The sequence below is a fragment of the Algihabitans sp. genome (assembly GCF_965226985.1).
Taxonomy (GTDB): Bacteria; Pseudomonadota; Alphaproteobacteria; order Kiloniellales; family DSM-21159; genus Algihabitans.
Map to the genome: position 1 here is coordinate 3,527,355 of NZ_OZ245712.1, position 20,303 is coordinate 3,547,657.

Here is a 20,303-nt window from a genome sequence, read left to right on the forward strand (position 1 = left end):
ACGCGGGTTCACCATGCAGGTTCAACTTGACGCCCCCTTGAGCGACGCGGAGCGGGGGGCGCGGCTCTTTGCAGGCGAAGTGCTGATCTTCCGCCAGCTCCCCGCCGCCCTGGATCTCGTGACTCTGGCGTCCGAGCGGTTGCGCGCTTGCTTTCCAGAAGTGGAGAATCCTACCGAGGCACAGCAAGCGCTGAGCGAGGCGGAGTTCCTTGACCGCGTGGTCGCCCTGACGGTCGCTTGGCGCAAGGACCCGGAAGCGGCTGACGCCTTCGGCAAGCTTCTCGCCTCGCTGGGCTGCCATCCCGGCGAAACCTATGTCGACGACTTCTACCTGCGCAGCCAGCCCTCCGACCTCGGTCGAACGCACCGCCGCACCAAACCCCTGCATGCCCACCGTGACAGCTGGGGATCCAACCTGATGGCGCAGGTCAACTGGTGGCTGCCGGTCACGCCGCTGACGCCCGGTCGGACGCTCGCGCTCTTTCCCGGCTACTGGGACCGGCCAATCGCCAACGACAGCGCCGACTGGGACTGGGAGGACTTGAAGGCCGCGCGCCGCTGCGCCAGGAAAGAAGGCCGCGATCCCGACGCCGCCTATCCGACCTTACCGAAACCGCTGGAGCCGGTCGCCGAAGAGGAGGCCGTACCCTTGCTGCCAGAGATCGGCGATGTGGTCGCCTTCTCAGCCGCGCACCTCCACGCCAGCGTGCCGAACCGGACAGGCATCACCCGCTTCTCCCTGGAAACCCGCACGATCTGGAAAGGCGACCTGACGGCCGGACGGGGCGCTCCTAATCTCGACGGCCGGGCACCGCGCCAGCCGCGCGAATGGTTCCGGCGCCTGTCGGACGGCAGGAGCCTGACCGACGGCTGAGAGACTGTTTGAGAATGAGCCTGAAGGCCCATTCTCGGCTCTGTTCCGTCCCGCTTGTCTATTTGGGCTGTGCGGTGCGCATCATTGCACCGTCGCCGCGCCCCGGCCCTCCTTCACCCATCGGAACACCCAGACCCGCACGGCACTGGAGAGGTTCGCCTCGCCGGCCTCGGTTCGCTGCGCGTCGATGGCCTCCACCAGGGCGCTGACGGTCGTGCCCTCGGCTAGCGCGATCTCCTTCAGCGCCTGCCAGAAGGGCTCTTCGAGGGTGAGAGAGGTGGCATGGCCCGCGATCACGACGGAGCGCTTCTTCATCGCGACCTCCCCATCCGGTCTCTCAGGACAGTCTGGCCCGGTCCGCCGATCGCTCTCTAGGCCTTGGACGGTCCCACCATCATCTCCGGCCGGACCCACTCGTCGAACTGCTCGGCCGTCAGCAGGCCGAGTGCGATCCCGGCCTCCTTCAAGGTCGAGTTTTCGGCATAGGCCTTCTTGGCGATCTTGGCCGCGTTGTCGTAGCCGATGTGCGGATTGAGCGCCGTGACCAGCATCAGCGACTCGTTCATCAGGCTGGTGATCCGCTCGACGTTCGGCTCGATCCCGGCGATGCAGTTTTCGAGGAACGAGATGGCCGAATCGCCCAGTAGCTTGGCCGACTGCAGCAGGTTGTAGGCGATCACAGGTTTGAAGACGTTCAGCTCGAAGTGCCCGTGCGAACCGGCGACAGTTATGGCGGTGTGATTGCCCATCACCTGGGCACAGACCATGGTGATGGCCTCGGCCTGGGTCGGGTTGACCTTGCCCGGCATGATCGAGGAGCCCGGCTCGTTGGCCGGCAGCAGCAGCTCGCCGAGGCCGCAGCGCGGGCCGGAGCCGAGCAGGCGGATGTCGTTCGCAATCTTCATCAGCGAAACGGCGACGCTGTTGAGCGCACCGGACGCCTGCACGGCGGCATCCTCGCTGGCCAGGGCCTCGAACTTGTTGGGCGCGGTCACGAAACGGAAGCCGGTGATCTTGGCGACCTCCGCCGCGAAAGCCTCCGCGAAGCCCTCGACTGCGTTCAGTCCGGTGCCGACGGCCGTACCGCCCTGGGCCAGTTCGTGGAGCTTAGGCAGCGCCTGCTCGATCCGCTCGATACCGTTTTCCAGCTGCTTCGCATAGCCGGAGAACTCCTGGCCCAGGGTCAGGGGGGTGGCGTCCATCAGATGGGTGCGGCCGATCTTGATGATGTCCTTGTAGGCCTCCGCCTTCTCGGCCAACCCGGCGTGGAGGCGGCCTAGCTTCGGCACGGTCTCCGACGCGATCTGACTGACGAAGGCGATGTGCATCACGGTCGGAAAGGTGTCGTTGGACGACTGGCCCATGTTGCAGTGGTCGTTGGGGTGCACGGGCGACTTGCCGCCGCGCGTCCCCGTCAGGATCTCATTGGCGCGCCCGGCGATCACCTCGTTCGCATTCATGTTGCTCTGCGTACCGGACCCGGTCTGCCAGACCACCAGCGGGAACTGATCGGACAGCCGGCCTTCGATCACCTCCTCGGCCGCCTGGCAGACCGCTTTCCCGATCTCCTCCGGCAGGCGCCCCATCGCAAGGTTGACCCGCGCGGCCGCGAGCTTCTGTACGCCCAGTGCCGCCACGATGGCCGGCGGCATGGTCTCGCCGCCGATCTTGAAGTTCTGCAGGGACCGCTGTGTTTGCGCGCCCCAGTAGGCCTCCGCCGGCACCTGGACCTCGCCCATGGTGTCGGATTCGCTGCGGGTGGCGGTCGCACCGGTCGATTGCGCGGACATGTCTGTTGCGGCCTCTCGTGCTTGACTGAGAACTGGAGGCCGGTTTGTAGCATGCCTACCGGCAACGGGAAGAGGGCTCTGCGCTGCGCTTCCGGTCTTACTTCGGGACGAGGCTTTACGCTCTTTTAAGCATGAGGCCGTCAAGCTCCCCGCCTTGCTCAAGAGCCGAAGAGGGGAGCAGGCGTCGTACGAGGCAAAGCTTCGCTCTGCGATCTTCGCGCCGTCGTTCGCCCCAGGAGTGTCACCATGCAGGACGACCTGACCCAGCGCGACCTTTCTGGAAAGCGCGTCCAGGACATGACGCCGGCCGAGCGGCTGGAAATGAAGCGCCGCTTCGAGGAATTCGTTCAAACCATGCGGAAAACCGGCCCGAAGGCCAAGAAGGCGCCAGCCAAAAAGGCGCAGCGCTGGGACCCGCGCGCCTTCGGTGCAAAAAGCCTCAATGGAAAGAGCGGCGCCTAAGCCTAGCTCTTATTCTTCCGGAAACGATCAAGGGAAACCACGGTCTCGTCGCCGGCAGGTCTGGAATCCGGCTCCCCTTCTCCGTCCGTTTCCGCCGCATCGGCATCGTTCGATTCGGCACCGAGCCTGTCTCCGTCCGACAGCCGCTCGTCCGTCTCCGTATCCTGTCGGTCCTCGTTTCCGCTCTCGCCGTCCGAGTCCTTGAACGGCTGGCCGGCCGCGAAGGTGAAGCCGAAACGCACGCTCGGGTCGGCGAAGGCGGCGATGGCCGCATAGGGCACCAGCAGACGTGCCGGAACCTCGTTGAAGCTGAGCGTTACGCCGAAGCCCTGATCGTCGACCTCCAAATCGCTGAAGCGATGCTGCAGAACGATGGTCATCTCGTCCGGATAGCGCTCACGCAACCAGCCGGGGATCTCCACCTCGTCCTGCCCGGTCCGGAAGGTGATGTAGAAGTGATGCTCGCCGGGCAGCCCTTCCTCGGCCGCCCGCTCCAAGGCTGCACGTACGACACCGCGCATGGCTTCCTCGACCAACTGGTCGTAGCGCATCAAGTCTTCGGACGTCGTCATAAAGCAGTGTCTCTGTGGCAGGTCTTAGAGGCGGTCAGGGGTCCAACGACGGGGCAGGGCGAGACGGCGAACGTTAAAAGTGGGGCGCTTCTTGTTGACGGGTGCGCCCCGAACCCCGCCTTGAGGGGCTTAGACCTCAAGGGCTTTAAATACGTGGTTCGTGAAACCGCTTACGCGGCAGCACGAGCCTCAGCGAAGTTGTCGTTCGCACGTATTGAACGGCCCGATAACGGCGGTACCATGCCGAGCGCCGAACCAGCCTTTACCACGCGTGTCGATCCTGTTTCGCCCCCCTAGACGGACCGGGCGACCGGTTGCGATAGCCTACCGCGACCAACCGCCCGGGCCGGTAAACTGGTGGAGGCGCCGGGTACTGCCCCCGGGTCCACTGCGCTTATTCCGTTAGCCCGTTTAGCGCCATAGCCGGTTGCCCGGCAGGAAAAGAGTATAAGACCCTTGGCTGTGTGGTGAAAGGTCCAGTCCTACGGCCTTCTTCGACCGCAGCCGCCACCAGATGCCCCCCTCCATCAGACGAGATCCGATGTCCATGCAGATTCCCCTGATCGATGCCGCCGCCGTCGAGGAGCGGCTGACCTGGACCGCCATCGCCGACGCCATCGAAGCCGGCCATCGCGGCCCGGAGGCGAAAATCGGCGATCTGCTGCTGCGGCGCGGCGACGACGCCTGCCTGACCAGGGCGGCCTGGCTCGACGGCACCGGTCTGGCGCTCAAGTCGGTCACGGTGTTTCCCGGCAACGCAGACCGCCGCCCGCCGCTACCCTCAGTGCAGGGCCTGGTCCTGCTGTTCGACGATCGGGACGGCAGCCTCAAGGCGCTGATCGACGGCCCCCTGGTAACCAAATGGAAAACGGCCGGCGATTCGGTTCTGGGGGCCCGGCTGCTGGCGCGGCCGGACTCCCGGCGACTTCTGATCCTGGGCTCCGGCGTGGTCGCCGCCTCCCTGATCGAAGCCTATGGCGAGGTTTTTCCCGACCTTCGCGAGATCGAGATCTGGAGCCGCACGGCGACCAACGCGGCCAGACTTGCCGACCTCCATCAATCGGGTCCGGTCCGCGTTCGTGCGGTGGAGGAGGTGGAACCCGCCGCGCGGGACGCCGACATCATCGCCTGCGCCACCATGGCGACAGCGCCGGTCCTGCATGGGGACTGGGTGCAGCCAGGCAGCCATGTCGATCTGATCGGCGCCTTTCGCCCCGACATGCGCGAGGCCGACGATGCCCTGATCACCAAGGCCGAGATCTTCGTGGACAGCCGCGAGACCGCGATCCACGACATCGGCGAGCTGGCTATCCCGCTGGCCGCCGGCGTCATCTCGGAGGCCGACATCAGGGGCGCCTTGCCGGATCTGGCGGCTGGCAAAGCCGGCCGCTCAGGACCCGAGGCGATCACCCTCTACAAGAACGGCGGCGGCGCCCACCTGGATCTCATGACCGCGAAGGTCATCGCTGGGCTATGGCAGGAGGATCGAAGCGAGCGCGGCCTCGATCACGCAGCGGCTCTAGCCGACTCGGGACCGCCGCGCTAGGTTCCGAACACCATGAGCCTGACACCCGAACAACAAGCCGAAATCGAAGAGGCGCGCGCCGAGACGCGCCAGACCCTGCGACCCGTCGCGCCGGCGCTGGAGGAGGTGCTCTACCAAGCCATTCCAGTACTCGACCAGGGTTTCGTGCGCGTGGTCGACTACATGGGCGACGATGCCGCCGTGGTACAGGCGGCCAGGGTCTCCTACGGGCGCGGCACCAAGTCGCTGCGTAACGACGAGGGGCTGCTGCGCTATCTGCTCCGCCACCGCCACACCACGCCCTTCGAGATGTGCGAGATCAAGTTCCACGTGAAGCTGCCCATCTTCGTGGCGCGCCAGTGGATCCGCCATCGCACCGCCAACGTGAACGAGTACTCGGCCCGCTACTCAATCCTGGACCGGGAGTTCTACACGCCGGCGCCGGAGCATCTGGCCGCCCAATCGACCGCCAACCGCCAGGGCCGCGGCGCGGTGCTGGAGGGCAAGGAGGCGACGGAGGTGCTGAGCTGGCTGCGCGACGACGCGGAGCAAGCCTTCGGTCACTACGAGTCCATGCTGAACGAGGGACCCGACGGTCAGCCAAGCGATCCGAACCGCCAGGGTTTGGCGCGCGAACTGGCCCGCATGACCCTGCCGCTGTCGACCTATACCCAATGGTACTGGAAAATCGACCTGCACAACCTGCTGCACTTCCTGTCGCTGCGGGCCGACAGCCACGCCCAGTACGAGATCCGCGCCTACGCCGACGCCATGCTTGAGGTGGTCAAGCGCTGGGTGCCGATCACCTACCAGGCCTTCCAGGACTACGCTGTCGGCGGCGTTCAGCTTTCGGCGGCCGGTCTGGCCGTGGTCAAGCGCCTGCTGGCCGGCGAGTCCGTAGCGCAGGAGGGCTCCGGCCTCTCGCCGCGCGAATGGCGCGAACTCATGACGGTCCTCGAACGCGACTGAGCATCCCGCGTCCGACGCCTTCGGGACAGTTTCTCGGGCGCCCTTGTCGCTTTCTCCAAAAAGCCGGTCGCCCATGGAATTCGCGGGTCGCAGCCCCTGCACCAGGCGTCGTTTATCGGAAAATCGCCCCAGACGGCAGATCGCAGTCTTTCCGCAGGGTCGCTCGCGTCGTCGGTCGTGCTCGACCCCTTGCCCCGAAAGACCGCTGCCCGAGAGGAGCGCTGCAGATCATGGCCCAAACCACCTCCAGCCAGACCACGGCCCGCATGCCCGCCGGCGTCGACCAGTCCGACCGCAAGGTTCCGATCAACCTGCGTCAGTCCGGCCCCACGCCGGTCGAGATGCTGATTTCCACGCGCGTGCGCAAGTCGCCCTACTGGCATCTATCCATGGAGGCCGGCTGCTGGCGGGCCACGGTCTACAACCGCATGTACCACCCGCGCGGCTACGTTCGGCCGGAGGACGGTGGCGCCATGGTGGAGTACGACGCGCTGGTCAATCACGTGACCATGTGGAACGTCGCCGTCGAGCGGCAGATCCAGGTGATCGGCCCGGATGCCGAAGCTTTCGTCAACTACGTCATCACCCGCGACGCCAAGCGCATCAAGCCAATGCACGGCAAGTACGTGATCCTCTGCAACGAACAGGGCGGCATCCTCAACGACCCGGTCCTGTTGCGTCTCAGCGAGACCGAGTTCTGGTTCTCCCTCTCCGACAGCGATCTGATGTTCTGGCTGCAGGGCGTTAACGTCGGAAAGGGCTTCGACGTGGAGATCAACGAGATCGACGTCTCGCCGGTGCAGATCCAGGGCCCGAAGTCGGAGGCCCTGCTCGCCGACCTGGTCGGCGATGTCATCAGGGACGTACCGGTCTACGGCCTGCTCGAGGCCAAGGTCGGCGGCCGGGACGTGGTCATTTCCCAGTCCGGCTTCTCCGGCGAGAAGGGCTACGAGATCTACCTGCGCGACGCGACGCTCTACGCCGAGGACATGTGGTACGCGGTGCTGGAGGCGGGCAAGAAACACAACCTGATGGTCATCGCCCCGGCACATCATCGCCGCATCGCCGCCGGCATCCTCTCCTGGGGCCAGGACCTGGACGCGGAGACCCTGCCGTTCCAGTGCAACCTCGGCTATCAGGTTCCTCGTCTCAAAACCGCCGACTACATCGGCAAGGCGAAGTTGGAGGAGGTGCGCGCGCAGCTAGAGGCCGGCAACCCGCCTTACAAGCAGACCCTCGTCGGCCTGCGGCTCGGCGGCAAGCCGATCGAGGACTACGCCAACGACTTCTGGCTGATCTCCGGGGAGGCCGGCGGCGATCCGCTGGGCTATGTCACCAGTCCCTGGTATTCGCCGGAGCTGGGCGGAAACATCGCCATGGGCTACGTCCCGGTCACGCAGTCGGCGCTGGGCACGCGGCTGAAGGTGCACCTGCCCGACCGCTACGCGGAGACGGCTGGGCAGCCGGTCGAGGCCGAGATCGTCGACATGCCCTTCCGCCCCTCGGTCAATCCGAATGCCCGGGAGATCGCCAAGGCGGAAGGCCGGGACGCAGCTTTCTAGACTTCGGCCAAGTCTGGGAAATCCGAGAAGCAACCCCCGCCGTCGAGAACGGCGGGGGTTCCTTTTTCTGGTGCTAAAACGTTAGCGCCCAGCGACCCGAGCCAGCACCGTTTCCAGAGTTCTGCCTCCGGCCAGAAACCCTCCGGCCGCATCCAGGGCATGAGCCACGCCGTCTTCGCGGACGTGCGCGCTGAAGCCGCCATCCCGGCCGGGACCCAGGTCGCGAAACATCAGTGTCGTGAGACCCGGTGCGCGATCGACCCCAGCATAGGCGAAGCGGGGATGCTCTGCTGCGAAGCGATAGGCCTGAGCGAGCAGCGACTGCAGCCCGCCTCGGCAACGCTCGGTCGGAAAACGCAGTATGTTTTCGCTCATTTACGACCTCACCAACGTCGTTTTTGCACCGAATGAATATAGCTGCTCGCGGTCTTTGGTCAAATCACGACGCTTCTTTCGAATAAGCGACAACCAATCCTGGCGAAAATCGTCCTCCGACCGGCCTCCGCCTCAATCCAAATCGCGACTTTTCGCGTCACTAGCCGTCGATTTCAGGCAACCGAGCCCCGTCTCTTTGCGGCTAAATGAAAGGCCTGAGCGGATCGTCGCGCCCGGCGATCCAGGTCGATGCGCGCAGCCGGCGATCAAGCCCGAGTTGCCAAAACAGACGATGACGATGGAGAGAGCGGGATGAGCGGTGAGAAGAGTCGTGCGTTCCTGAACCGGCTGGAGAGCGACGATCCGGTTCTGCACGCCGGAGGCTACCTCTTCGAAATGGAGCGGCGCGGCTATCTGCAGGCCGGCGCCTTTGTACCCGAGGTGGTACTTGAGCATCCCGAGGCGCTTGAGGAGCTACATGCCGAGTTCGCTCGCGCTGGAGCTGACATCATGCTGGCCTTCACCTACTACGGCCATCGCGAGAAGCTGCGGCTGATCGGTAAGGAAGATCTGCTCGAACCGCTGAATCGGGAGGCGGTCCGCATCGCCCGACGTGTGGTCGAACGCCATCCGGACTGCTTCCTCGCCGGCAACATCTGCAACACCAACATCTTCGAGCCGGGCGATGCCAAAAGCGAGGCCGAGGTGCGCGGCATCTTCACCGAGCAGCTCACTTGGGCCATTGAAGAAGGCGTCGATCTGATCGTCTGCGAGACCATCGCCTATCTCGGCGAAGCGAAGATCGCGGTGGAGGTCGCACGAGACTTCGATCTGCCGCTGGTCCTTGGGTTCGCGGTCCACCGCAGCGGCACCCTACGCGACTTCGACGGTTCCATCGCCGAGGCTTGCAAGGTCGTCCTCGACCACGGTGCGGACGTGATCGGCGTCAACTGCCATCGCGGACCCGCCACCATGATGCCGCTGGTCGAGGAGATCGTCGGCAGCGTCCCGGCGAACCGTGTCTGCGCCTTCCCAGTCGCCTATCGCACTACGGCCGAGCAACCGACCTTTGGCGCTCTGCGCGACCCGGCCATGCCCTACCCGGAACAGGTTCCCGGCGGCATTCCCTTCCCGGTCGGTCTCGACCCCTTCGTCTGCACCCGTTTTGAAATGGGAGAGTTCGCAAGGCAGGCCAAAGACTTGGGTGTCCGCTACGTTGGCGGCTGTTGCGGAACCGGCCCGCATCATGTGCGCGCAATGGCAGAGGCCCTGGGCCGCAGCACCGAGGCCAGCAAGTACAGTCCGGATATGAGCAAGCACTATGCGCTTGGCGATCATGCCTCCTTGAAGCAACATAATCGTCAGTATGCGGGCAATATGACGGCCGGCAGCCGACTGTAAGCTGACACCGCCTGAACAGGATCGACGAACGAGGACAGACCCGAAACGAACAGCAGATCTGGAATAGAAGAAGGAGGGACAGTGACGAGATCGGTCAGGAGCCTGCACGACAGGCTGGAAGCCGAAGGCGTAATTTGCGCCGAAGGCTATCTCTTCGAACTGGAGCGGCGCGGCTACGTCCAGGCCGGCCCCTTCGTCCCTGAAGTCGTCCTCGACCATCCCGAGGTCGTGCAAGGGCTACATCGGGAGTTCGCCCATGCCGGCTCCGACGTCGTTCTCGCCTTCACCTATTACGGCCACCGGGAAAAGATGCGGTTGGTGGGTAAGGAGCACCTGCTGGAACCCCTAAACCGTGAGGCCCTGAAGCTCGCAACCCAGGTCGCCGAGGAATTCGGATCCCTGGTCGCGGGCAATGTCTGCAACACGAACCACTGGAGCCCCGGCGATCTGCAGTCCCAGCGCGACGTGCGCGCCATGTACGAGGAACAGATCGGCTGGGCGGCCGAAGCCGGCGTCGACTTCATCGTCTCCGAAACCAACGACTACTTCGGCGAGACGGAGACGGCACTGGAGGTGATCAAGGCGCATGGCCTGCCGGCCGTCGTCACCCTCTCGGCCCACCGCGACCCCGTGCTGTGGGACGGCGTTCCGGTGATCGAGGCCGCCAAACGCCTGGAGCAGGCCGGCGCGGACGTCGTCGGGCTCAACTGCATGCGCGGACCGGCCACCATGCTGTCCCTGGTGCAGGAACTGCGGCTTGCCGTGTCCTGCCACATCGCCGCCTTGCCCGTCCCCTACCGCACGGACGCAGCCCATCCGACCTTTCAGTCGCTCGAGGACCCGGGCTGCGGCTGCATTCCGGGTGAGCGGCCTTTCCCGACCGCGCTCGACCCCTTCACCTGCAATCGCTACGAGGTCGGCGCCTTCGCCACGGACTGCTGGAATCTCGGTTTGCGCTACATCGGCGTCTGCTGCGGCGGCGCGCCCCATCACGTTCGCGCCATGGCGCAGGCCTGGGGGCGGCAGCCGGAGGCAAGCCGTTACGATCCGGACATGACCCGGCACGCCTTCTTCGGGACCTCCGGCAGCAGTAACACGGACGTCACCGAACGCAACCGCGCCCGCGCCACCGAACTGTAGCCGCAGCCCAAGTTGCTGCTTCCCTACGGACTGGCGTTTCAGTCATCCGAGGGGGAGTTCTGTGGTGTACTTGATCTCCTCCATGGCGAAGGAGGAGGAGACGTCGCTGAGTTCGACCGCCGCGACCAGGCGCTTGTAGAAGGCGTCGTAGGCTGCGATGTCCGGCACGACCACCTTCAGCAGATAGTCGATCTCGCCCGACAGGCGGTAGAACTCGGTCACCTCGTCGAAGGCCGACACGGCTTGCGCGAAGCGGTCCAGCCACTCGGCGGTGTGATGCTGGGTTCTGACGGCGACGAAGACCGTGGTGCCGAGCCCCAACGCAGAGGCGTCGAGCAAGGCCACACGCCGCCGCAGCAGGCCGCTGGCCTCCAACTGCTTGACCCGACGCCAACAGGGCGTCGGCGACAGTCCGACCCGTTCCGCCAAATCGGTATTGGTCAGAGCCGCATCGCGCTGCAACTCAGCCAAAATCCGGCGATCGACAGCATCCAACTTTCACATCTCCACACATTGATAGAATAAAATTCTACCCAAAAAAGCTTTTTGAGGAAAAATCTACGCAAAACTCGCCGAAAACGTCAGAGCTTCGCAAGCACATTTCAGGAGTCGCCGCCTAGAATTGGGTTTCAGGTTTGCAGGATATCCGTCGCCAACGCGCAAGAGGACCAGAGGCATGCGACTCTTCACCGAACACCCCGAAGCCGTGGGGGAGAGCTACGCCACGCACGCCCAACATGCGGCCGGTTTCGGTCTGGCCATGGTCCTGGGCGGACTGGCCTGTCTGGTCCATGCCGTCTTGCCCTTCCTCTTCGTCACCACCGGCAGCCGCGTGGTGCAAGACCTGCAGGCCCGCATGGGGCCGCGCAGCGCGCGCGCCGCACAGGCGAGCGCCCGGGTGACGACGGTCGCCGCTGAATAATCCGACGCCACAACGTGGTCTGGCGCCACCGAGTAATCTCGCCGGTTTTCCCGTAGAACGGCTTTCGGTTAGCCTGTCTTCGGAACTGCCGCCTTTCGCGCGCGCAGCCGTGAAATGAGGGTCGGTCCGTGCCAGGGCCCGTGAGCGGGCCCCAGTCCCGCTCGGGGTTGGGGATCTTTCTGATCGTCAGTGCCGTCTTCACCATGGCGCTCCAGGACGCCGTGGTGAAGTACGTCAGTTCCGACCTGCCGCTTTGGCAGATCTATACGCTGCGGTCCTTCATTGCGATCCCGATGCTGGTGGCCGTCACCTTCCTGCTGGCGGACACGGCGCATCTGCGTCCCAAGGTCCTTGGTTGGGCTCTACTGCGGGGGGCCCTGCTGGTCGCGATGTACATCGCCTTCTATGCCGGCCTGCCGTTCCTGGACCTGTCCCTCGTCGCGGCCGCCTACTACACCGGCCCTCTGTTCATCACGCTCTTCGCGGCACTCTTGCTCGGCGAGCGGGTGGGGCGCCGTCAGATCGTCGCGATCCTGCTGGGCTTCGCCGGCGTCCTTGTGATCCTGCGGCCGGGAACGGACGCCTTCTCGTCCGCGATGCTCGTCCCCATCGCGGCCGCGGTCTTCTACGCTCTGGCCAACATCCTGACGCGCGGGAAGTGCTTGGAAGAGACCGCCCTGTCCCTCTCGCTCGCGCTGAACTTCTGCTTCATTCTCTGCGGCGGCGCCATGACCGCCCTGCTGGCGGTGGTTCAGCCGTCCGCCGAAACCGTCGCGCTCAACCCCTTTCTGCTCGGCGGCTGGGTGCCGGTCGCCTGGCGCGAATGGGGCGTCCTGGGCGGTCTCGCGACGGCGAACGTCATCATCCACCTCGCCCTCGCCAAGGCCTATCAGTCGGCGCCGCCGCAAACCATTGCGACCTTCGACTACAGCTACCTGCTTTTCGCCGCCATCTGGGGCTTTCTGCTGTTCCGCGAGATCCCGGGTCTCGCGACCCTGCTGGGCATGGCCATGATCGCCGGCGCCGGCCTGCTGCTTGTCCTGGCCAGAGGCGGTCGCCGGTTCGGGCCCCGGCGAGGAGGCGGCGCGGTCGCGTCGTCCGAGGATGCTTGACGGCGCGGCAGGCAGGGGGTAACGCCCAGCCCATGCGCACCCTCTACCATCTGCCGCTCGATCCTGGCTGTCGCAAGGTTCGCCTCCTGCTCCACGAAAAGGGCGTGGAGGTCGAATTGAAGGCGGAGAAGACCTGGGAACGGCGGGAGGGATTCCTGCAGCTGAATCCCGCCGGCGAGGTGCCCGTTCTCATCGAGGAAGACGGCAGCAGCATCCCCGACGCCTGGGTGCTGGCCGAGTACCTGAACGAAGCCTATGCCGAGGTCGGCGAGAACCTGATGGGGGCAACGGCGCTAGACCGCGCCGAGGTGCGCCGGCTGGTCGCCTGGTTCGACCGCAAGTTCGCGCGCGAGGTCTCGGACCTCATGATCGAGGAAAAGGTCATGAAGCGCTTCCTCGGCGTCGGCACCCCGGATTCCTCGGCGATCCGAGCCGCCAATCAGAACATCCACTACCATCTCGACTATATCGGCTGGCTGAGCGACCGGCGGAACTGGCTCGCCGGCGAGGACCTGAGCCTGGCCGACTTCGCCGCGGCCGCCCATATCTCCTGCTTGGACTATCTGGATTGCGTGCCCTGGGACGATCACGCGGGTGCCAGGGACTGGTACGGACGCATCAAATCGCGCCCCTCCATGCGGCCGATCCTAGCCGACCTGATCCCCGGCTTTCCGCCGCCGGCCCACTACGCCGATCTGGATTTCTAGACCAGTCTAACAGTTTAAGGTTCGTTGGAAGCCCAGGCGCTCCGGCTGTCAACCGCCTGGCGCCGGAGCCGCCGCACCGCCGTTTTCGATGCGCCAGAGGTTTTCTCGCGCGGCAACGGCGGCCGGCGTGTTGGGCGCAACGCCGAGCACGGCTTGCCAGTCCTCCCGCGCCCCCGACAGGTCGCCGGCCTGATAGCGCAAGATCCCGCGCTCCATCAGCCCCTCGGGGTGGTTCGGGTCCAACTGCAGCGCACGGGTGACATCCTCTAGCGCGAGATCGTAGACCTTGAGGAAGCGATAGGCCGTTGCGCGATAGATGTAGACGCCGACCCGGTTCTGGGCGAGGTCACTGGCCCGGTTCAGATCGTCGATCGCCTCCCAGAACTGGCCGAGCCCCGCAAGGGTGATGGAGCGGTCGATCAATAGTTCCACGTCGTTGGGCTGATACTCAAGCGCCTGCGTCTGGGCGCCATAGGCGCGCTCGGCATCGTCCGCCATCAACCAAGCCTGCCCGGCCTGAACGAGCAGCCCGGCCTTCATGCCTTGGGGCATGTCGCCGATCAGCGCCTCCAGCATCTCCGCCGCCTCGGCGAAACGGCCAAGCCGAGCCAGGGCAACAGCACGGCAATGGCGAGCAGGGCCGGCGCCGCCCTGTTCCTCCCAGGCCTTGGCGCTGGACTCCGCCTCTTCCGGAACGGTTCGGGCGAGTTGAAGGCAGGCCATGTACTCCTGCTCCGCGTCGATCTGCTGCGCGGCAGCAGGCGCGAACTGCAGAACCGATAGCGACAGCGCGCCCCCAACCAAGAGACCGAAAAGGACAAAACGTCTCATCATAAACGGCGGTATAGCATAGCGGTCTTGGCCTTGGCGAGACGGCGAAACCGTCCCATTCTATCTAGCCATGTCCAGTACCTCCCCGCAGGCCCCTCCCGCCAAACGGCTCTTCTGCTTCGGCCTCGGCTACAGCGCCCTGGCGCTGATCCGCTGTCTCGCGGCAGAGGGCTGGCAAATCGCCGGGACGGTCCGTTCGGCCGAAAAGGCCCGCGGCCTGACCGAAGACCGTCGCTACGGACCGCTGGAGGTCTTCACTTTCGACCGTGGACGCCCCCTGGAGGATGCGATGGCAGCCTTGGCAGGCACCACGCACTTACTGTCCTCCGTTCCGCCAGGCTCAGGCGAGGACCCTGTGATCGAGGCGCACTTCGGGGATATCGCCGCTCTGTCGGAACTGCGGTGGGTCGGGTATCTCTCGACGACCGGAGTCTACGGCGACCGGGCGGGCGGATGGGTGGACGAGACCTCGGCCTTGACGCCGACCGGCGAGCGCGGACAGCGCCGCGTGGATGCGGAGCGCGCCTGGCGGCGTCTCTACGAAGACCATGGGCTACCGGTTCATGTCTTCAGACTCGCTGGAATCTATGGGCCGGGGCGCAGTCAGTTCCGCAACCTGCGGGACGGCGGGAGCCGCCGCATCGACAAACCGGGCCAGGTCTTCAACCGGATTCACCTGGACGACATCGTCCAGGTGCTGCACGCCTCCATGCAGCGACCGAAACCGGACACGGCCTACAACCTCTGCGACGACGAAGCCGCCAACCCGGCGGAGGTGACAGCCTACGCCGCCGCCCTTCTGGGCATCGAACCGCCGCCGCTTGTGCCCTTCGAAGAGGCGGAGCTGAGCGAGATGGGGCGCAGCTTCTACCGCGACAGCAAGCGGGTCTCCAACGCGCGCATCAAGCAGGATCTTGGTGTCGCCCTACACTATCCGACCTACCGCGAGGGCTTCCGCGCCGTGCTGGAGGCCGAAACCCGGGCCGCCGAGAGTCAGGCCAGCACCTGATCCGAAAGCGCGCGCAGGCTCTCGCCGAGACGCTGCAGATCCTGGGGCTCACTCAGTCGGTGCTCCCCGGTCTTCACCAGCGAAACCTCGACATCGTCGCCAGCTAGAGCCTCGGCCAAGCGCAGCGACACCTGATAGGGTACGTCCGGATCGGCCATGCCGTGAATCAGGCGCACCGGGCAGGTCAGCGAGATGGGACCGCCAAGCAACAAGTGGTCGCGCCCCTCCTCGATCAGCCGGCGTGTGATCGTGTAGGGCTGATCACCGTAAGGGCTGGGCTTGCGATAGACACCCTCGCGTTCCAACGTGTTTCGCACCTCCGGCGAGAAGCCTTGCCACATCAGCTCCTCGGTGAAGTCAGGCGCGGCGGCGATGCCAACAAGTCCGGCGACCCGCTGCGGCCGGGCGAGCGCCGCCAGTAGCATCAGCCAACCGCCCATCGAGGAGCCGACCAGAATCTGCGGCCCCTCGGTCAAGGCATCGAGAGCGGCAACCGCGTCCGCCATCCACTGCCCGATCGTTCCCTCCTCGAACGCGCCGGAGGACTGGCCGTGGCCCAAATAATCGAAACGCAGGAAGGCCTGCCCCCGCGCGCGGCATTGCGACTCTAGCCAAATCGCCTTGGTTCCGGTCATGTCCGACATATAGCCGCTGAGGAAAACGACGCCTGGCGCCTCTCCCTCGGTCTTGTGGTAGGCAAGGCGGTGGCCGCCGTCGCGCTCTAGAAACGAGGGAACGGGGGCGTCGTCGGCTGGCGATTCGCTCATAGGTCCTTTACTCGCAGGTGTTTTAGTCCCAGGCGCGTCAATCATCGCGGCACGCCTTTTTGAAGAATGACGGAAAATGACGGTTAATCTGCAGGCAAGCGAGACAGACGGTAGCATCGGCGTCCCGCGAAGCGAAAGTGGCCGACCGGTGGTTCTGCAAGTCCTCCCGGCACTGGAGACCGGCGGGGTCGAACGCGGCACGCTGGACATTGCCGCCGCCATCGTTCGCGCCGGCGGAACCGCCTTGGTCGCCTCGGCTGGTGGGGCCATGGTTCATGCCCTGCAACGGACTGGCGCCACCCATATCGAGCTGCCGCTCGCCAGCAAGAACCCGATCACCCTTCGGCGTAACGCCACACGTTTGGCAACCCTCATCGAAACCCAGGGTGTCGACTTGGTTCATGCGCGCAGCCGCGCGCCGGCCTGGTCAGCCCTCTGGGCCGCGCGACGCACCGGCCGCCCCTTTGTGACGACCTTCCACGCACCCTACGCGCTCAACCTGCCGTTCAAGAAACTCTACAATTCTGTCATGGCGCGCGGTGCGCGTGTCATCTGTATCTCCGACTTCATCCGACAGCATGTACAGCGCACCTACGGGATCGATGCGGCCCGCCTGCGGCTGGTGCATCGCGGCGTCGATCTGGAGGTGTTCGATCCGGCCAGGGTTTCGCCGGAGCGGGTGATTCAGCTTGCACAGCGTTGGCGCTTGCCCGACGGGCTGCCGGTGATTCTGCTGCCCGGTCGTCTGACACGCTGGAAAGGGCAGGTCGATCTGCTGCGGGCCGCCGCAAAGCTGACCGACCAGGACTTTCTTTTGGTCCTCGTCGGCGACGATCAGGGTCGAACGGCCTACCGCGAGGAGCTGGAGAGCCTGATCCGTCGCCTGAAACTCGAAGCCAAGGCGATGATCGCCGGACCCTGCAACGACATGGCCGCCGCCTACATGCTGAGCGACGTCGTGGTCTCCGCCTCGACCGACCCGGAGGGCTTCGGCCGCGTGGTCGGGGAGGCGCAAGCGATGGGCCGTCCGGTCGTCGCCAGCAATCACGGCGGCGCCCCGGAACAGCTGCTGATCAACGAGACCGGCCTTGTCTATCCGCCGGGCGACCTCGACGCCTTGGCCGAGGCCTTGAGGGAGGCACTGACCCTCGATGAGGATGCGCGCCGTGCTCTAGCGGAGCGGGCGATCGCACGCGTGCGAACTCACTTCTCGAAGGATGCCATGTGTAACGGAACGCTCGCCGTCTATCGGGAGGTGCTGAACGACCTCGAAATCCAGCGGCTCAGCACCCCTGCCTGACCCGTCCGTTCGGGCCGTCAGCCACGCCGTGCCGGGCACGCCGCATTGCAGCCTTCCTTGACTGACTTTCGATTCCTTCTAATGTGCGCCTCCCCGCCCTACCTGAGCAGATGTTATACTCGCGAACTGACGTTAAACGAGAGCCTGGCAAATGGTTGCTCTTACCCTGCCCGATGGATCGGTCAAGCAGTTCGACGGCGCGGTCACCGGCCTTCAGGTGGCCGAGTCGATCGGCCCCGGCTTGGCCAAGGCCGCCATCGCCGTCAAAGTGAACGGCGAGCTGCGCGACCTTCTGCGTGAGATCGAGACCGATGCGGTTCTCGAAATCGTCACGCGCAAATCCGACGAAGCCCTGAATCTGCTGCGCCACGACGCGGCCCACATCATGGCCCAGGCAACGCAGGAATTGTTTCCCGGCACCCAGGTGACCTTCGGTCCGGCGACCGAGACCGGCTTCTACTACGACTTTGCGCGCAAGGCGCCCTTCACGCCCGACGATCTGGAGAAGATCGAACGGCGCATGCATGAGATCGTGGATAGCGAACTGCCCCTCCAGCGCGAGGTCTGGGAGCGCGACGCGGCGATCCGCTTCTTCATGGAACAGGGCGAGAAGTACAAGGCGGAACACATAGAAACCCTGCCGCGCGACGAGATCATCACGATCTATCGTCAGGGCGACTGGCTCGACCTCTGCCTCGGCCCGCACCTGCCGACGACCAAGCACCTAGGCCATGCCTTTAAGCTGATGCGGGTGTCTGGCGCCTACTGGCGGGGCGATGCGCGCAACGAACAGCTGCAGCGCATTTATGGCACCGCCTGGCGCGATGAGAAGGAACTGAAAGCGCACCTCCACATGCTGGAGGAGGCGGAGAAGCGCGACCACCGACGGCTCGGCCGCGAGATGGACTTGTTTCATTTCCAGGAGGAGGCGCCAGGTGCCGTCTTCTGGCATCCGAACGGCTGGACGCTGTTCAGTCAGTTGATCGACTACATGAGGCGCCGCAACGGCTGTGGTGACTACAAGGAGATCAACGCTCCCGAAATCATGGACCGCTCGCTCTGGGAAGCCTCCGGACATTGGGAGGCCTATCATGAGCACATGTATACCTCCCAGACCGAGGACGGCCGCACCTTTGCGATCAAGCCGATGAACTGTCCCGGTCACGTGCAGATCTTCAATCAGGGTCTGCGCAGCTACCGCGAGCTGCCGTTGCGCCTGGCCGAGTTCGGCAAGGTGCATCGCTACGAACCGTCGGGCGCGTTGCACGGACTGATGCGCGTGCGTGCCTTCACCCAGGACGACGCGCATATCTTCTGCACGCCGGAGCAAATCAAGCAGGAGGTGCAGGCCTCTACGCAGCTGATCCTCGATATCTACAGCGACTTCGGTTTCGACGGCGTCCGGATCAAGTTCTCCGACCGGCCGGAGAAGCGGATCGGGTCGGATGCCGTCTGGGATCGGCTGGAGGCCGACCTGCGCGAGGCGCTGGAGGAGATGGACCAGCCCTACGAACTGAACCCGGGTGAAGGCGCCTTCTACGGGCCGAAGCTGGAGTTCGTGCTGCGCGATGCCATCGGCCGCGACTGGCAGTGCGGCACGGTCCAGGTCGACATGAACCTGCCGGAACGACTTGATGCAACCTATATCGGCCAGGATGGCGAACGGCACCGCGCCGCGATGCTGCACATCGCTAAGCTGGGCTCCCTGGAGCGCTTCACCGGCATCCTGATCGAACACTTCGCCGGGCGCATGCCGCTCTGGCTGGCGCCGGTTCAGGTTCTGGTCGCCACCATCACCGGCGACGCCGACAACTACGCGATGGAGGTTCTGGCGGCGCTTCGCAAGGCCGGCTTGCGGGCCGAGGTCGACCTGCGCAATGAGAAGATCAACTACAAAGTTCGCGAACACAGCCTGCGAAAGGTTCCGGTGATCGCGGTGGTCGGCGCCCGCGAAGCGGCGGAAGGGGCCGTCGCCCTGCGCCGTTTGGGGGGGCAGTCGCAAGAGGTGCTTGCGCTGTCTGAGGCGATCCCTAGACTTTGCCGGGAAGCGATCGCGCCGGACCTGGCCGAACCCGAGGCTGAAACCTCGTCGGTCGAACCTTTGGCGGTTGCCGGGACTGCGGCTGTTGCGGAGTGACGGGGACGCCTTGAGTCGAGGAAGCTCCTCGCGTTTCGAAAAAGATCCGCTGCAATCGGCAGATATACAGACCGCTGCAAGGCTCGGCGGTCTACACTTGGCATGTACGCCCTAATTCAACGACACGGAAGTAGGAGAAGTCTCCATACGCAGACCACCCATGGATAGCGGGCCCACCCGCGACGGACCGCGCGCCAACGAGCACATTCGGGTGCCGCAGGTGCGATTGGTCGACGAGAACGGAGAGAACGTCGGCGTCGTAAGTATCGAGGACGCGCGGAACCGCGCGGACAACGCGGGCCTGGATCTGGTCGAGGTCGCACCTCAGGCCGACCCGCCAGTCTGCAAGATCCTGGACTACGGCAAGTACAAGTACGAGGCGCAGAAACGGGCCAACGAGGCACGCAAGAAACAGAAGGTCATCGAGGTCAAAGAGATCAAGATGCGCCCGAACATCGATCAGCACGACTACGACGTGAAACTGCGGGCGATCAACAAGTTCATTGGCGAAGGCGATAAGGTAAAGGTCACCTTGCGCTTTCGCGGTCGCGAGATCGCCCACCAGAACTTGGCCTTCGACCTGCTCAATAAGGTCAGGAACGAAGTCGAGGAAATCGCCAAGGTCGAGCAGTTCCCCCGTATGGAGGGACGCCAGATGATCATGATCCTGGCGCCGCGCTAAACAGAAGCGGCCCTTCGCCTTTTGTGCGAAGCACGACGGCCCTCGTCACTGATCTTCAGATGTCGGGCCGGCGACGTCTTCCGAGGCTCCGCCCCGCCCCTTGCAACGCAGGAGGTGCGGAGCTATAACCCGCGCTCCCGACGGCCGTGCCGCACTGCGGTGCGGC

The 20,303-nt window shown here is 65.0% G+C and carries 21 protein-coding genes and 1 other RNA gene; 14 read left to right on the forward strand and 8 right to left on the reverse strand.

Annotated features, from left to right (window positions below; all coding sequences use genetic code 11):
• Positions 1-13: 13 nt before the first annotated feature.
• On the forward strand, positions 14-874 hold the full coding sequence (locus tag ACO054_RS16055) for a hypothetical protein (RefSeq protein WP_421707591.1): 861 nt from the start codon (positions 14-16) through the stop codon (positions 872-874).
• Between the two features lie 81 nt (positions 875-955).
• Here ACO054_RS16055 and ACO054_RS16060 read toward each other — a convergent pair whose 3' ends face one another.
• Together ACO054_RS16060 and fumC are read right to left on the reverse strand one after the other, a co-directional pair.
• Positions 956-1,189 carry a ribbon-helix-helix domain-containing protein gene (locus tag ACO054_RS16060; protein WP_421707592.1) on the reverse strand — a complete coding sequence of 78 codons (234 nt, stop codon included), beginning with the start codon at positions 1,187-1,189 and terminating at the stop codon, positions 956-958.
• 56 nt (positions 1,190-1,245) lie between these two features.
• Positions 1,246-2,664 carry a class II fumarate hydratase gene (gene fumC / locus ACO054_RS16065; protein ID WP_421707593.1) on the reverse strand — a complete coding sequence of 473 codons (1,419 nt, stop codon included), beginning with the start codon at positions 2,662-2,664 and terminating at the stop codon, positions 1,246-1,248.
• 246 nt (positions 2,665-2,910) lie between these two features.
• Here fumC and ACO054_RS16070 point away from each other — a divergent pair, with 246 nt between their 5' ends.
• Positions 2,911-3,126: a hypothetical protein gene (locus ACO054_RS16070; RefSeq protein ID WP_421707594.1), complete on the forward strand. Its 216-nt coding sequence runs from the start codon at positions 2,911-2,913 to the stop codon at positions 3,124-3,126.
• Positions 3,127-3,128: 2 nt separating this feature from the next.
• Here the strand turns inward: ACO054_RS16070 and ACO054_RS16075 are convergent, their stop codons facing one another.
• Entirely contained in the window at positions 3,129-3,698 is a 570-nt protein-coding gene (locus ACO054_RS16075) for an SspB family protein (RefSeq protein ID WP_421707595.1), read from the reverse strand.
• Between the two features lie 78 nt (positions 3,699-3,776).
• Positions 3,777-4,175: a transfer-messenger RNA gene (ssrA, locus tag ACO054_RS16080) on the reverse strand.
• 70 nt (positions 4,176-4,245) lie between these two features.
• On the opposite strand from ssrA, the gene ACO054_RS16085 reads away from it, so the two are divergent.
• The 3 genes from ACO054_RS16085 to ACO054_RS16095 all read left to right on the forward strand — a co-directional run bounded on the left by ACO054_RS16085 (position 4,246) and on the right by ACO054_RS16095 (position 7,754).
• On the forward strand, positions 4,246-5,244 hold the full coding sequence (locus tag ACO054_RS16085; protein ID WP_421707596.1) for an ornithine cyclodeaminase family protein: 999 nt from the start codon (positions 4,246-4,248) through the stop codon (positions 5,242-5,244).
• Positions 5,245-5,256: 12 nt separating this feature from the next.
• Positions 5,257-6,192: an FAD-dependent thymidylate synthase gene (gene thyX / locus ACO054_RS16090; protein ID WP_421707597.1), complete on the forward strand. Its 936-nt coding sequence runs from the start codon at positions 5,257-5,259 to the stop codon at positions 6,190-6,192.
• Positions 6,193-6,422: 230 nt separating this feature from the next.
• Positions 6,423-7,754 (forward strand): glycine cleavage T C-terminal barrel domain-containing protein, encoded by a 1,332-nt coding sequence (locus ACO054_RS16095; protein WP_421707598.1) that lies wholly within the window; start codon positions 6,423-6,425, stop codon positions 7,752-7,754.
• 81 nt (positions 7,755-7,835) lie between these two features.
• Here the strand turns inward: ACO054_RS16095 and ACO054_RS16100 are convergent, their stop codons facing one another.
• Positions 7,836-8,129: a hypothetical protein gene (locus ACO054_RS16100; protein ID WP_421707599.1), complete on the reverse strand. Its 294-nt coding sequence runs from the start codon at positions 8,127-8,129 to the stop codon at positions 7,836-7,838.
• 312 nt (positions 8,130-8,441) lie between these two features.
• Between ACO054_RS16100 and ACO054_RS16105 the strand changes: the two genes are divergently transcribed.
• Together ACO054_RS16105 and ACO054_RS16110 are read left to right on the forward strand one after the other, a co-directional pair.
• Positions 8,442-9,530, forward strand: coding sequence for a homocysteine S-methyltransferase family protein (locus ACO054_RS16105; RefSeq protein WP_421707600.1), 1,089 nt, complete (start codon positions 8,442-8,444; stop codon positions 9,528-9,530).
• 81 nt (positions 9,531-9,611) lie between these two features.
• A complete protein-coding gene (locus ACO054_RS16110) occupies positions 9,612-10,670 on the forward strand; it encodes a homocysteine S-methyltransferase family protein (RefSeq protein ID WP_421707601.1) in 1,059 nt (352 codons plus the stop codon).
• 42 nt (positions 10,671-10,712) lie between these two features.
• Here the strand turns inward: ACO054_RS16110 and ACO054_RS16115 are convergent, their stop codons facing one another.
• Complete coding sequence (locus ACO054_RS16115) at positions 10,713-11,165, reverse strand: Lrp/AsnC family transcriptional regulator (protein ID WP_421707602.1); 453 nt, start codon at positions 11,163-11,165, stop codon at positions 10,713-10,715.
• 181 nt (positions 11,166-11,346) lie between these two features.
• Here ACO054_RS16115 and ACO054_RS16120 point away from each other — a divergent pair, with 181 nt between their 5' ends.
• The 3 genes from ACO054_RS16120 (at position 11,347) to ACO054_RS16130 (ending at position 13,411) form a co-directional block, all read left to right on the forward strand.
• Entirely contained in the window at positions 11,347-11,592 is a 246-nt protein-coding gene (locus ACO054_RS16120; protein WP_421707603.1) for a DUF6356 family protein, read from the forward strand.
• Positions 11,593-11,732: 140 nt separating this feature from the next.
• On the forward strand, positions 11,733-12,704 hold the full coding sequence (locus ACO054_RS16125) for a DMT family transporter (RefSeq protein WP_421707604.1): 972 nt from the start codon (positions 11,733-11,735) through the stop codon (positions 12,702-12,704).
• A 32-nt stretch (positions 12,705-12,736) separates the two neighbouring features.
• Entirely contained in the window at positions 12,737-13,411 is a 675-nt protein-coding gene (locus ACO054_RS16130; RefSeq protein ID WP_421707605.1) for a glutathione S-transferase family protein, read from the forward strand.
• 48 nt (positions 13,412-13,459) lie between these two features.
• Here the strand turns inward: ACO054_RS16130 and ACO054_RS16135 are convergent, their stop codons facing one another.
• Positions 13,460-14,242 (reverse strand): tetratricopeptide repeat protein, encoded by a 783-nt coding sequence (locus ACO054_RS16135; RefSeq protein WP_421707606.1) that lies wholly within the window; start codon positions 14,240-14,242, stop codon positions 13,460-13,462.
• Between the two features lie 70 nt (positions 14,243-14,312).
• On the opposite strand from ACO054_RS16135, the gene ACO054_RS16140 reads away from it, so the two are divergent.
• The gene (locus ACO054_RS16140; RefSeq protein WP_421707607.1) at positions 14,313-15,251 is read left to right on the forward strand and encodes an SDR family oxidoreductase; all 939 of its coding nucleotides are present in this window, start codon (positions 14,313-14,315) and stop codon (positions 15,249-15,251) included.
• On the opposite strand, the gene ACO054_RS16145 is transcribed toward ACO054_RS16140, so the two are convergent.
• On the reverse strand, positions 15,236-16,018 hold the full coding sequence (locus ACO054_RS16145; RefSeq protein ID WP_421707608.1) for an alpha/beta fold hydrolase: 783 nt from the start codon (positions 16,016-16,018) through the stop codon (positions 15,236-15,238). The genes ACO054_RS16140 and ACO054_RS16145 overlap by 16 nt on opposite strands.
• Before the next feature lie 76 nt (positions 16,019-16,094).
• Here ACO054_RS16145 and ACO054_RS16150 point away from each other — a divergent pair, with 76 nt between their 5' ends.
• The 3 genes from ACO054_RS16150 (at position 16,095) to infC (ending at position 20,137) form a co-directional block, all read left to right on the forward strand.
• Positions 16,095-17,318, forward strand: coding sequence for a glycosyltransferase family 4 protein (locus ACO054_RS16150; RefSeq protein ID WP_421707609.1), 1,224 nt, complete (start codon positions 16,095-16,097; stop codon positions 17,316-17,318).
• A gap of 151 nt (positions 17,319-17,469) precedes the next feature.
• The gene (gene thrS, locus ACO054_RS16155) at positions 17,470-19,455 is read left to right on the forward strand and encodes a threonine--tRNA ligase (protein WP_421707610.1); all 1,986 of its coding nucleotides are present in this window, start codon (positions 17,470-17,472) and stop codon (positions 19,453-19,455) included.
• A 160-nt stretch (positions 19,456-19,615) separates the two neighbouring features.
• Entirely contained in the window at positions 19,616-20,137 is a 522-nt protein-coding gene (gene infC, locus ACO054_RS16160) for a translation initiation factor IF-3 (protein ID WP_421707611.1), read from the forward strand.
• The last annotated feature ends 166 nt before the right edge of the window (positions 20,138-20,303 follow it).